Here is a 12,500-nt window from a genome sequence, read left to right as displayed (position 1 = left end):
AACGTATGCCAATCGTTTTACTTGGATTTATGGGAGTTGGAAAAACAACAACAGCACATTTGTTAAATCTCCCCGTTTACGATATGGACCATATCATTGAAGAACGGATTGGTATGCCTATTGCTGACTATTTCAGTCTTGAAGGAGAGGCTTCGTTTAGACAACTGGAGACAGAGGTACTGAAAGAATTGCTGGACTTACCTAGTAATTGTATCGTGTCAACTGGTGGTGGTGTGATTAAATCTGAAGTAAACAGGGAATTGCTGTTGGCAAATAGGGAGAACAATGTACTTCTTACTGCCTCCTTTGAAGTTGCCTATCAGAGAATTAGTAAGGATAGACAGTCGCAAAGACCTCTCTTTTTACAGTGTAGTAAGGAAGAGTTTGAAGCCCTCTATCGTGAACGAATGGCACTTTATCAAGGTTTAGCTGATACTGTAATCGATACAGATAAACTGAATCCAGAACAAGTAGCAAGGAAAATTTTATGCAAGTAGCCTATCTAGGACCTCGTGGTTCTTTTACACATCAAGTGGCCCAGCAGGCCTTTCCGACTGCGGATTTGCAGGCTTTTGAAACGATTACAGAGGTTATCAAGGCCTACGAAACGGGGGAAGTTACCTATTCCGTTATTCCAGTAGAGAACTCGATTGAAGGTAGTGTTCATGAAACGATTGACTATCTCTTTCATCAGGCGGAGATTCATGCGGTTGCAGAGATTGTTCAACCGATTGCCCAACAACTGTTAGCCACGAGTGCCGATAAGGCTGTAGAGGTCATTTATTCTCATCCGCAGGCAATTGCTCAGGGGAAGAAATATATTCAGGAACATTTTCCTCAGGCTCGTATTGAAATAACAGCTAGTACAGCCTATGCTGCTCGCTTTGTGGCAGAACACCCTGAACAACCATTCGCGGCAATTGCTCCGCAAGCGGCAGCAGTTGAATATGGACTGGAAGTAATTGCGCAAGACATCCAGGAAATCAGCGAGAATTTTACACGTTTTTGGATTTTGGGGGATAAGGCTCCGTCTATTGCCCTGGAACAAGTAGCTAAAAAAGTTAGTCTTGCATTGACATTGCCAGATAACCTGCCAGGAGCCTTGTATAAGGCAATGTCTGTTTTCTCATGGAGAGGAATCAGCTTAACAAAAATAGAAAGCCGACCCCTGAAAACGGCTTTGGGTGAGTATTTTTTCATACTGGATCTGGACAATCAGTCTGAGGAATTATTAGCCTATTCTCAAAAAGAATTGACTAGTTTAGATATAACCTATAAAGTACTAGGGAATTACCTGGTCTATATGACCAGCTAGGATGAAGACAGATGAATAAAAACAATAATATCCTAACCCATCATGAACAATTGAGGTTAGATTATTTGCAAAAAAATATCCACTACTTAAATGACAAAGAAAGTCGCGAGTTGGATTATCTATTATATAAAAAAGAGTTGAGAGAACGGCATGGAAGTCCAAGGCAATCTCTACGTAGCTTTACACCAACGGCTTATGAAGATGACTTCGAGGAAGATTATTTTGAAGAGGGTGATGAGCAAGAGGAACTGTTGCCTCGCTATCCTGAACGTAAATCCAGAAAAACAAGACAAGCCAAACCTCAACGGTTTCAGTCTCCTCGTATCGAGCCCAAAGCGAAGGTACCTAAACCTAAAAAAGCTCGTAAAAAGGGTGGTTTCAAGCGCTTTATTGGTTCCGTATTGCTTGCTATAGCACTAGTGATTGTAGCGATGGGCTATAATTTCTTCAAAGGTATGAATAGCGTGAGCGAGAAGCCGGTAGCTGAGGTCTTCAACGGCGTAGATACATCGAATGGGACAAATATTTTAATTTTGGGAACAGACGGTCGTGTTGGCGAAAGTTCAGGTGAAACTCGAACGGATACCATCATGGTTCTAAATGTGAATAACACGGATAACAAAGTCAAACTTGTTAGCTTTATGCGGGATACCTTGGTGGATATTGAGGGATATGAATATAAACTCAATACTGCCTATACTTTGGGAGAACAGGATAATCAGCAAGGGGCTGAAGAAGTTCGGAAGGTGTTGAAGAATAATTTTGACATTGATATCAAGTACTATGCGATGGTGGATTTTGCAACCTTTGCGACAACGATTGATACACTTTTCCCTGAGGGCGTAACGATTGATGCACAGTTTTCAACTATTAATGGTGAAGTCGTTAGCTCAGTAGAAGTGCCGAATGATTTACAGCTGGAAGAAAATGCTCCTGCTTATCAAACGATTCAGGTCGGTGTACAGCAGATGGATGGTAAGACCTTGCTTAACTACGCGCGCTATCGTTCGGATGATGAAGGTGATTTTGGTCGTACGAGACGTCAACAGGAAGTGTTATCTGCTGTTATGACACAAGCTAAAAATCCAATGAAACTATTCTCTGGCTCCGAAGCTATAGGTAAGGTTGTGGCCATGACTCCGACAACAGTGCCACAAAGCTTTATGTGGCTACAGGGACCAGGTCTTCTATTGGATGCGGCAAATGGTATCGAACGTGTTACAATCCCAGAATATGGAGACTGGATTGACGACTATGATATGTATGGTGGTATGGCTCTTCGTGTTGATTTTGAAAAATACCAGCAGCGCTTGGCTGAGTTAGGCCTGCGTTAAGAAATATGGTATACTAGAAGTGACTTCGGTCACTTTTTTAGTGGTCCAAAAATAGAAAGTAGAATTATGTTAAAGAAAAACGATATTGTCGAAGTAGAAGTTGTAGATTTGACACATGAGGGGCAGGGTGTGGCAAAAATTGATAGTTTTGTCTTCTTTGTAGACAATGCTCTTCCAGGCGAGAAAATTTCTATGTGCATCTTAAAACTTAAGAAAAATATTGGTTTTGGTAAGGTGGAGCAATGGCAGAGCTTCTCACCAGACCGTAATCAGGACTTGGATTTGACCTATCTAAGAACAGGTATTGCTGACTTGGGGCATCTCACTTATCCAGCCCAACTAGCTTTTAAGAAAAAACAAGTTGAGAATAGTCTACGTAAGATTGCAGGCATTTCAGAAATAGCAGTAGCAGATACTTTAGGAATGGACAATCCTCTTGCTTATCGTAATAAGGCAGCTGTTCCAGTTCGTCGAGTTAATGGTCAATTGGAAACTGGTTTTTTCCGTAAGAATTCACACGATTTGGTTCCGATTGAAGATTTTTATATTCAACATAAGGAAATTGATGCCTTGGTTCTAGCGACACGTGACCTCTTGAGAAAATTAGACTTGAAGCCTTACGATGAGAAAGAACAGACAGGACTTGTGAGAAATATTGTTGTTCGTCGTGGTCATTATTCAGGTCAGTTGATGCTAGTTTTAGTTACGACTCGTCCGAAGATTTTCCGTGTTGAAACTCTTATTGAGCGTTTGACGAACCAGTTTCCGAATCTGGTTTCTATCATCCAGAATATTAATGACCAGAATACCAATGCTATATTCGGTCAAGAATTCCGTCTTTTGCATGGCAGTGAAACTATTGCAGATACCATGTTGGGCAATGAATTTGAAATTTCTGCACCGTCTTTCTATCAAGTCAACACAGAAATGGCTGAAAAACTCTATCAGACCGCCATTGACTTTGCAGAATTGTCGGCAGATGATGTCGTGATTGATGCCTATTCAGGTATTGGGACAATTGGTCTCTCCTTTGCAAAACAAGTCAAGCATGTTTACGGCGTAGAAGTCGTTGAAAAGGCTGTCCTTGATAGTCAGAAGAATGCTGCTCGAAATGGGATTGATAATGTTACCTATGTCTGTGATAGTGCAGAATCCGCTATGCAAAAATGGGTGGCAGATGGAGTCAAACCAACTGTGATTTTTGTCGACCCACCACGAAAAGGTTTGACAGAAAGTTTTATCAAAGCAAGTACTTCTGTAAAACCAGAGAAAATCGTCTATATCTCTTGTAATGTGGCAACCATGGCGCGTGATATTAAACTTTATGAGGAATTGGGGTACAAATTGACGAAGGTACAGCCGACTGATTTATTTCCGAATACGCATCACATCGAGTGTGTCGCTCTGCTTGTAAAGAACTAGAAAACTTTGAACGAAGGGATTCCATAGAGAATTACTCATTTTCTCTAATTAGATAAAATGTAACCTCTGTTATTCTTGTATAACTACTTTACAAGTTTTGAAAAATTGGTATGATCTGCATCATTTATATATTTGTATGTTTATGTTCGAGAGAAATCTATACGCATAGTTAAGAAAGAAAAGAGCCGCGAAAGCGACTCTTTTTGGTTTTAAATGATTATCCAACAAATTCGTTGATTTCTTTTTCGATGTTGGCGATTTTTTCTTCTGCTTCAGCAAGTGTTTCACCAACTGTTGCGATGTAGAATTTGATTTTTGGTTCTGTTCCTGAAGGACGAACAGCAAACCAAGAATCATCTGCCAAGGTGTATTTCAAGACATCTGATGGAGGAGTAGTGAGTTTTTCAACATTTCCATCTTTGTCAGTCTTAGTTTGAAGGGCAAAGTCTTCAAAGACTGCAATGTCAGTTGTGTTAAATTGGGCTGGTGAATTATCGCGGAATTTAGCCATGATCGCCTTGATTTGTTCCGCACCGTCTTTACCAGAAAGGGTAACTGAAATGGTTTTCTCAGCGAAGTAGCCATATTCTTTGAAGATTTCATCGATACCGTCAGCTAAGGTCATGCCACGTGAACGGTAGTAGGCAGCAATTTCAGCAACCATAAGCACAGCCTGGATAGCATCCTTGTCACGTACGAATGGTTTAATCAAATAGCCAAAGCTTTCTTCAAAACCAAACATGTAAGTATGGTTGTGTTTTTCTTCAAACTCTTGGATTTTCTCAGCGATGAATTTGAAACCAGTCAAGACGTTGAACATGGTAGCGCCATAGCTTTCAGCAATCTTAGTTACCAACTCAGTAGATACAATTGACTTAGCAAGGGCAGCGTTTGCTGGAAGTGTACCTGCTTGCTTGTGGGCTTCAAGGATGTACTTAGCGATGATAGCGCCGATTTGGTTACCAGAAAGGTTCCAGTACGAACCGTCAGCTTGACGAACTTCAACACCAACACGGTCAGCATCAGGGTCAGTTGCAAGAAGGACATCTGCCCCGACTTCACGGCCCAATTCTTCTGCAAGGGCAAATGCAGCTTGGCTTTCTGGGTTTGGTGAAGCGACAGTAGAGAAGTCAGGGTCAGCAGTCGCCTGTGCTTCAACAACTTGAACAGATTCAAAACCAGCTTGTGCAAGAGCACGACGCGCCAACATTTCACCCGTACCATGAAGCGGTGTGTAAACAATCTTCATGTCCTTACCATACTCAGCAATTAATTCAGGGTTGATGTTGAGGTCTTTGAGTTCTTCAAGATATTTAACGTCAGTTTCTTCGCCAAGAACTGTAATCAAGCCATTTTCCTTGCTGGCTTCAAGGTCAGCCAATTCAACTGCAAATGGATTGTCGATGGCACGGATGAAGTTGGTCAATGCATCTGCATCAGCTGGTGGCATTTGTCCACCGTCTTCACCGTAAACCTTGTAGCCGTTAAATTCTTTCGGGTTGTGGCTTGCAGTCACCATGATCCCTGCGATGGCATTGTAATGGCGCACAGCGAATGACAACTCAGGAGTTGGACGAAGGCTTTCAAATACATAAGATTTGATTCCATGCGCTGCCAAAACTTGAGCTGATTCAAAAGCAAATTCTGGCGAGAAGTGACGTGAATCGTAAGCGATGGCAACACCACGTTTTTTAGCTTCTTCACCTTTTGATTCTACCAATTTTGCCAAACCTTCAGTAGCTTGACGGACTACGAATACGTTGATGCGGTTGGTACCAGCGCCAATATAGCCACGCATACCAGCTGTACCAAATTCAAGATTTGTATAGAAGGCATCTTCTTTTGTTTTTTCATCCATTGCGACTAATTCTTCACGCAAGTAATCTGGAAGGTCCGCAAAGTCGAGCCATGTTTGATAGGTTTCTTGATAAGTCATCGCATATCTCCTTAAAAATTTTTTCTATTAAACGCTTTCATTATACCATGTTTGAAAAGAAAAATCACGCTTTCACATGATTTTCTGATATTTATTTTTGAATTTTCTGTAAAGTTGGAACAAGCGCTGCAGTTAATACAGAAGAAATGATCATTTCTGCAATTGAATTGGTACCTAAAACGGTTGCTAACATTGCTTGAATATTACCATCAAAGACAGAGGAGAAGAGGAAGAAAATACCTCCAAGTACAAAAATAGTATTGGTCATTGAACCAATTGCACCAGCAATAAATAATCCTTTACGATTTTTTATCCATTTGTAGACGAAATAAGGTGTAATCCCGACTAATATACGTGGGACAACTGCAATGATGATTGAATAAACATTACCATTTTCAACAAATGGGGAGAAAAGATAGCTGGTTGGTAGTAAGATAATAGTATTATGGATCATACTCATTAAGCCCATGAGAGCCCCCAAACAAGCCCCAACACGTGGCCCGTATATAATAGAAGCAATAATGACTGGGATATGTACGATGGTGGGTTTTATTGGAACAGGCAATATATTAAAAATAATTGAACTCAATATATTGATGACAATCATGACAGCAAAGAAGATTGCAATTGTAGCAATTTGAGTTGATTTATTTTTTTTCATCAAGGGTGTTACTCACTTTCTCTAAAATATCAGTTACCTCAGCCAAGGCCCCAGTTCCAAAATCTCCACAAGCAAGCAGGGCTTCACGCGGTTTGATTTCCTCAAAACCATACTCTATGAGGGTTTTGAGATTTTTCTGGGTAGCAGGATTGAGGTACATGTTAGTATTCATAGCAGGTGCCAGCAGCTTTTTAGTACCAATTGGCAGAGCCAGAGCTGTTGCCGTAATAATGTTGTCAGCCATACCATTAGCTAATTTAGCTATCGTATTGGCAGAAGCAGGGGCAAGTAAAAATAAGTCTGTTTCTTTGGCAATATCGATATGCTTGATAAGAGTAGGATTTTCTTCAATCATGACATCTGTGTGAACCAGATTTTTCGACAAGGATTGGAGAGTCAAAGGTGTGATGAAGTCCATAGCAGAGCGACTCATGAGGACTGTAACCTGATGACCGAGCTTGGTCAATTGGCTAGTTAGGTCAGCTGCTTTGTAGGCTGAAATAGAGCCAGTAACGGCAAGTGTGATATTAGCCATTTTGTTCTCCTTTTTCTAGGGTATTTAAAATGAGCTGAGCAATTTCATCTTTTGTCTGTGCTTGAATCTCCCTTGTTTTATCAACCAAATAGGCAATGTGTTGATTTTCTCCAATATCCTTCAAGTCATTAGCAAGTATATAATCAGCGCCATTTCGTTCAATGCTTTGGCGAGCTACGGCAAATAATTCCTCCTTAGGAACATTAACCAATAGTTTGAAGCCAAAGAGTGTGATAGCTGGATTCCATTTTTTTACATAGGAAATGACCTTGGGAGTTTTTTTCAAGAAAAGAACTTGGTAGTCATCCTTGGATGAAATCTTACTTTCTGTATTCTGTTTTTTTAGTAGACTAGAAATGTCTTCAGTTGCTCTTATTTCATCTAAGCCAGTCATATAAACAGGTGTATAATCGGATACAGCCATGCTATGAATCAGAGCCTGATGTGATTTGACTAAAGGTTCTAATGTTTCTTTCAAACTATCAACATTTGTAATTTCGATAATGGTTAAATTCTTCTGAGAATTTGGTTTAACAGCCTGTCTTGTAGTCACAAGAGTAACTTCATGACCGCGTTTCAAGGCTTGTTCGGCAATGATTTTTCCAAGATTTCCAGAAGCATGGTTTGTAATAGCGCGGACTTGATCGATAGCTTCGCTTGTTCCGCCTGATGTAATCAATAGTTTCATGTTCATATTTTACTAGAATTTCTATTTTTCGTAAAGTTTGCACTAATCGATTTGCTAATCAATCTGTGACACTGGAAAATGATGCTGCTAACACACAAAAATATAAGGGCCTGTATTATCGTCATTTAGTTTTTCTTTTATTACTTCGTTAACTCGCCTTGCCTAACTTCAGTTATGCCTGCGGCTCATTGCCTCGTACTAAAAGTAAACTAAAAGACTATATAAGTGAAGTGCTTTATGCAAGCGGTCGTTTGCTTGCTCATCAAGGCAATTTTTAAAGGAATACTGACTCTCTTTTGAAAAAACTAACTAAAACTAGTCTTAGATGGAAGTGTATAGCTATGATGAGAATGCAGTTTTTAAAAATTTGTATCTGTTTAAGTAAAGAAACCTGTAGTTTTTCTGAAAATTCCGTACGTTAGTGCATAAATAGTAAAAAATATGCGAAAATAAGCTGTGGTATGGTATAATGTCCATAAAAAATAAGGAATTTAGGAGCTCTCATGAAAACAGATATTGAAATTGCACAAAGTGTAACCTTGAAACCAATCACAGAAATCGTTGAAAAAGTTGGTATCAGCTTTGATGATATTGAACTTTATGGAAAATACAAGGCAAAATTGTCCTTTGATAAAATTAATGCGGTGAAAGACAATGCGCCAGGGAAATTGATCTTGGTGACAGCTATCAACCCAACGCCAGCTGGTGAAGGCAAGTCGACTATTACTATCGGTTTGGCAGATGCCTTGTCTAAAATTGGCAAGAAAACCATGATTGCTCTCCGTGAGCCTTCTTTGGGACCTGTCATGGGGATCAAAGGTGGAGCTGCAGGTGGTGGCTATGCTCAGGTCTTGCCTATGGAAGACATCAATTTGCATTTTACAGGCGACATGCATGCCATTACCACAGCAAACAACGCCCTTTCAGCCTTGATTGATAACCATATCCATCAGGGGAATGTGATTGGCATTGATCAACGTCGTATTATCTGGAAACGTGTTGTGGACCTCAACGATCGTGCTTTGCGTAAAGTAACAGTTGGCTTGGGCGGACCGCTTAATGGTATTCCACGTGAAGATGGATTCGATATTACCGTAGCTTCTGAAATCATGGCGATTTTATGCTTGGCAACAGACATCGATGACTTGAAAGAACGTTTGGCAAATATTGTTATCGGTTATCGTTTCGATCGCAGTCCTGTCTATGTGCGTGATTTGGCGGTGGAAGGTGCTTTGACCCTCATTTTGAAGGATGCTATTAAACCAAACCTTGTCCAAACCATCTATGGCACGCCAGCCTTTGTCCACGGAGGTCCATTTGCTAACATCGCCCACGGCTGCAACTCAGTCCTCGCTACCACAACAGCTCTGCGTTTGGCCGACTATACTGTCACAGAAGCAGGATTTGGTGCTGACCTTGGAGCAGAGAAGTTCCTTGACATTAAGGTGCCGAACCTGCCTAAGGCTCCTGATGCTGTGGTGATTGTAGCAACCCTGCGTGCGCTTAAAATGCACGGTGGTGTAGCCAAGACAGAACTTTCTGCTGAAAATGTAGAGGCAGTGAAAGCTGGTTTTTCTAACTTGAAGCGTCACGTTGAAAATATTCAGAAATACGGTATTCCAGCAGTCGTTGCTATCAATGAATTTGTATCAGATACAGCTGATGAAATTGCCGCGTTGAAAGAACTTTGCGCTGAAATTGGTGTACCTGTTGAATTGGCTAGTGTATGGGCAAATGGCGCTGATGGTGGCGTTGAATTGGCTGAAACAGTTGTGGCTACTACTGAAAATCAAGCAGCCAACTACCAACGACTTTACAAGGCAGACGATAGCTTGGAAGAAAAAGTAACCAAGATTGTTACGCAGATTTATGGTGGCTCAGGTGTGGTTTTCGAGAAGAAAGCTCGTAACCAGCTGGCTGAATTTGCTAAGAATGGTTGGGACAAGTTGCCAGTCTGCATGGCCAAGACCCAGTACAGTTTCTCAGATGATCAGTTTGCCCTTGGAGCGCCGACAGACTTTGACATTACAGTCCGTGAATTTGTTCCAAAATTAGGAGCAGGCTTCATCGTTGCCTTAACAGGTGATGTCATGACCATGCCTGGTTTGCCAAAAGCTCCCGCAGCTCTCAACATGGATGTGGCGGCAGATGGGACAGCTATCGGCTTGTTCTAACAAGAATATAAAAAATCCGCTCAAAGGCGGATTTTTTGTCTATTCAGATAGTTTCTCAACTGTTTGATAGGCAAGTAAGCCAAGTAAAATACTCAAGATAGGAAACACCGTCTGGAAGATACCTGTGTTGAATGGTGAATTAAAGAGAAAATGGATTCCAAAGCTTGCACCAATCCAAAATACTCCCTGTGCTTTTGACATACCTGTATTTTTCGTGAGAAGGGCTACTAAGCCAATGGCAAAGAGAAGCGTGAAAACCCAATGGGCCCAACCAGCTTGACCAACGCGTTCAAGAATGGTTTCAAAGCCGTCTAATTTATTCATGAACATGTCTCTAAAAACAAAGGTGACGTCTTCCATGATTTGGAAACCTAATCCAACAATCACTCCGCTTACCAATGCATTTTTTAGTGTCATTTTTCTACAAATAAGCAGTACAAGTAGAACAGTTAGCCCTTTCCCGATTTCTTCTGCCAATGGACCTGAAATAGCTGCGCCCCAGTCATTTAGGAAATTATTACTAGCTTTAACGATTTCGAGCAGGAAATATCCAATAGCTGTATGTCCCAGTTCAGAAAAAGAGATGCTACTTGTTAAGCCTAAAAGCCAGCTAAGCCCTATAACTTGTTTGGAGATGTTATAGCGTTTAGCTAAGGAATATGTCAGTACTAGTAGGGGGATGATGTAAATAGCAACCAAGGAAATGGTTAGGAGAAAGAGAGGATATTTAGCTTCCATGCCATTTGGCTTACCTAATTCTCCAAAGATAATTTTGCAACCGTTGACAAATCCAATCGTTGCTAAGACGACTGGAAGATAGGTTTTACACATTTGAAATTTTTCTTTCATAGTTTTACCTTTCTGTATTAATAAACTGGTGTATGGATACATTGTATCAAAAATAAGTACATTTCGTCTATTATTCACCTATTTTTTATCTAAACCTTCTCAGTTATTGTAATGTTTTTTCCTGCAACTAGGACTCCATAATAGGCCGTAGCAGAATTGTGCCAAAAATTTTCTTTTTTGATAGACTAGGGTTGAAACATACAAAAGGAGTATCTTATGGAACAATTTGATTTGTTAGTTATCGGTTTTGGAAAGGCTGGTAAGACCTTGGCAGGTAAGCTTTCAGCAGCTGGTAAAAAGGTAGCTTTGGTTGAGGAAAATCCAGCTATGTTTGGCGGGACTTGTATCAACATTGGCTGTATTCCGACCAAGACCCTCTTGGTTGCGGCAGATAAAAACTGGACTTTTGAGCAGGTAATGGAGCAAAAGGAAACAGTCACCACTCGTCTGCGAAACAAAAACGAGGCAGTCTTGAAAGGCAGCGGTGCCAATCTTTATCAAGGTCACGCACGTTTTGTTGCGGACAAAGTCGTTGAAGTGTCGGCCGGTGAAGAGTCGATCCAACTGACTGCGGAAACTATTGTCATCAATACAGGTGCTAAGTCGCGCGTGCTTCCAATTCCAGGTTTGTTGGATACAGCTCACGTTTATGATAGTACAGGCATTCAGAACTTGGAAACCCGTCCTGACAAGTTGGCAATTATCGGTGGTGGTAACATTGGACTTGAATTTGCTGGACTTTACAGCAAACTCGGTAGTCAGGTGACAGTATATGAAGCCAGCTCTGCTATTTTACCAAGAGAAGAGGAAGTAGTCGCTAAGTTAGCCAAGGAGTATATGGAAGAAGCTGGCGTGTCTTTCGTGCTCGGAGCAAACATCAAACAAGTGGTAGCAGCAGGTGATCAAGTTGCTGTGACAGTCAATGGTGAAACGGCAATCTTCGATGCTGTCCTCTATGCGACAGGTCGTGTGCCAAACACCGCTGACTTGGGCTTGGAACATACGGCGATTGAGCGTTTGGAAAATGGTGCTGTTAAGGTGGATGACTACTGTGAAACCACTGTTCCAGGTGTCTACGCAGTGGGCGATGTCAATGGCGGTCCACAATTCACTTACACATCCCTAGACGACTTCCGTATCGTTTTCGGTAAGTTGACTGGAACTGGAACTTACAGCTTGAGCCAACGTAAGTCTATTCCAACCAGCGTCTTTATCACGCCTGTGCTTTCTCGTGTAGGTCTGACCGAGAAGGAAGCCAAGGAAGCAGGTTACGACTATATTGCCAATGAATTGCCTGTTGCCAATATGCCACGTGCCCATGTCAATAACGACCTCAAAGGTATCTTCAAGGTTGTCGTGGATAAGGAAAGCAAACTGGTTCTTGGAGCAACTCTCTTTGGTCGAAACTCAGAAGAGTTGATTAACTTGATTGCTATGGCTATTGATAATAAAATCCCATATACCTACTTCAAAACACAAATCTTCACCCATCCGACAATGGCTGAGAATTTGAATGATGTCTTTAATTTTTAATAGTGTAATAACCGTCCAATAGGGCGGTTTTTCTTCTTCCATGTTACAATAAA

At 41.1% G+C, this 12,500-nt stretch carries 11 protein-coding genes; 6 read left to right on the top strand and 5 right to left on the bottom strand.

From position 1 onward, the window contains the following. The first annotated feature begins 5 nt into the window (after positions 1-5). The 4 genes from CWM22_07605 to CWM22_07590 all read left to right on the top strand — a co-directional run bounded on the left by CWM22_07605 (position 6) and on the right by CWM22_07590 (position 4,071). A complete protein-coding gene (locus CWM22_07605) occupies positions 6-497 on the top strand; it encodes a shikimate kinase (GenBank protein ID AUC91764.1) in 492 nt (163 codons plus the stop codon). Continuing rightward, positions 488-1,315, top strand: coding sequence for a prephenate dehydratase (locus CWM22_07600; GenBank protein AUC91763.1), 828 nt, complete (start codon positions 488-490; stop codon positions 1,313-1,315). Before CWM22_07605 ends, CWM22_07600 begins: the two co-directional genes overlap by 10 nt. An 11-nt stretch (positions 1,316-1,326) precedes the next feature. Next, the gene (locus CWM22_07595) at positions 1,327-2,649 is read left to right on the top strand and encodes a LytR family transcriptional regulator (GenBank protein AUC91762.1); all 1,323 of its coding nucleotides are present in this window, start codon (positions 1,327-1,329) and stop codon (positions 2,647-2,649) included. A gap of 66 nt (positions 2,650-2,715) precedes the next feature. Continuing rightward, positions 2,716-4,071, top strand: coding sequence for a 23S rRNA (uracil(1939)-C(5))-methyltransferase RlmD (locus CWM22_07590; GenBank protein ID AUC91761.1), 1,356 nt, complete (start codon positions 2,716-2,718; stop codon positions 4,069-4,071). Positions 4,072-4,288: 217 nt separating this feature from the next. Here CWM22_07590 and CWM22_07585 read toward each other — a convergent pair whose 3' ends face one another. The 4 genes from CWM22_07585 to CWM22_07570 all read right to left on the bottom strand — a co-directional run bounded on the left by CWM22_07585 (position 4,289) and on the right by CWM22_07570 (position 7,897). Then, positions 4,289-6,007 carry a phosphoglucomutase gene (locus CWM22_07585; protein ID AUC91760.1) on the bottom strand — a complete coding sequence of 573 codons (1,719 nt, stop codon included), beginning with the start codon at positions 6,005-6,007 and terminating at the stop codon, positions 4,289-4,291. A gap of 91 nt (positions 6,008-6,098) precedes the next feature. Next, a complete protein-coding gene (locus CWM22_07580) occupies positions 6,099-6,668 on the bottom strand; it encodes an ECF transporter S component (protein AUC91759.1) in 570 nt (189 codons plus the stop codon). Next, a complete protein-coding gene (gene coaC, locus CWM22_07575; GenBank protein ID AUC91758.1) occupies positions 6,655-7,203 on the bottom strand; it encodes a phosphopantothenoylcysteine decarboxylase in 549 nt (182 codons plus the stop codon). The genes CWM22_07580 and coaC overlap by 14 nt, the downstream gene beginning before the upstream one ends. Then, complete coding sequence (locus tag CWM22_07570) at positions 7,196-7,897, bottom strand: phosphopantothenate--cysteine ligase (protein AUC91757.1); 702 nt, start codon at positions 7,895-7,897, stop codon at positions 7,196-7,198. The genes coaC and CWM22_07570 overlap by 8 nt, the downstream gene beginning before the upstream one ends. Positions 7,898-8,394: 497 nt before the next feature. Between CWM22_07570 and CWM22_07565 the strand changes: the two genes are divergently transcribed. After that, positions 8,395-10,065, top strand: a complete 1,671-nt coding sequence (locus tag CWM22_07565) for a formate--tetrahydrofolate ligase (protein ID AUC91756.1) — start codon at positions 8,395-8,397, stop codon at positions 10,063-10,065. Positions 10,066-10,104: 39 nt separating this feature from the next. On the opposite strand, the gene CWM22_07560 is transcribed toward CWM22_07565, so the two are convergent. Beyond that, positions 10,105-10,914: a PrsW family intramembrane metalloprotease gene (locus CWM22_07560; protein AUC91755.1), complete on the bottom strand. Its 810-nt coding sequence runs from the start codon at positions 10,912-10,914 to the stop codon at positions 10,105-10,107. A gap of 216 nt (positions 10,915-11,130) precedes the next feature. Between CWM22_07560 and CWM22_07555 the strand changes: the two genes are divergently transcribed. Further along, positions 11,131-12,447, top strand: coding sequence for a pyridine nucleotide-disulfide oxidoreductase (locus CWM22_07555; protein ID AUC91754.1), 1,317 nt, complete (start codon positions 11,131-11,133; stop codon positions 12,445-12,447). The last annotated feature ends 53 nt before the right edge of the window (positions 12,448-12,500 follow it).

It is taken from the genome of Streptococcus suis (assembly GCA_002831545.1).
Taxonomy (GTDB): domain Bacteria; phylum Bacillota; class Bacilli; order Lactobacillales; family Streptococcaceae; genus Streptococcus; species Streptococcus suis_P.
This window is presented reverse-complemented; position numbering and strand designations above follow the sequence as displayed.

Coding starts and splice junctions, on each gene's coding strand:
- CWM22_07560 (AUC91755.1), bottom strand. CDS start 10,914: ATGAAAGAAAAATTTCAAATGTGTAAAACCTATCTTCCAGTCGTCTTA.
- CWM22_07595 (AUC91762.1), top strand. CDS start 1,327: ATGAATAAAAACAATAATATCCTAACCCATCATGAACAATTGAGGTTA.
- CWM22_07555 (AUC91754.1), top strand. CDS start 11,131: ATGGAACAATTTGATTTGTTAGTTATCGGTTTTGGAAAGGCTGGTAAG.
- CWM22_07590 (AUC91761.1), top strand. CDS start 2,716: ATGTTAAAGAAAAACGATATTGTCGAAGTAGAAGTTGTAGATTTGACA.
- CWM22_07580 (AUC91759.1), bottom strand. CDS start 6,668: ATGAAAAAAAATAAATCAACTCAAATTGCTACAATTGCAATCTTCTTT.
- CWM22_07565 (AUC91756.1), top strand. CDS start 8,395: ATGAAAACAGATATTGAAATTGCACAAAGTGTAACCTTGAAACCAATC.
- CWM22_07570 (AUC91757.1), bottom strand. CDS start 7,897: ATGAACATGAAACTATTGATTACATCAGGCGGAACAAGCGAAGCTATC.
- CWM22_07605 (AUC91764.1), top strand. CDS start 6: ATGCCAATCGTTTTACTTGGATTTATGGGAGTTGGAAAAACAACAACA.
- CWM22_07600 (AUC91763.1), top strand. CDS start 488: ATGCAAGTAGCCTATCTAGGACCTCGTGGTTCTTTTACACATCAAGTG.
- CWM22_07585 (AUC91760.1), bottom strand. CDS start 6,007: ATGACTTATCAAGAAACCTATCAAACATGGCTCGACTTTGCGGACCTT.
- coaC (AUC91758.1), bottom strand. CDS start 7,203: ATGGCTAATATCACACTTGCCGTTACTGGCTCTATTTCAGCCTACAAA.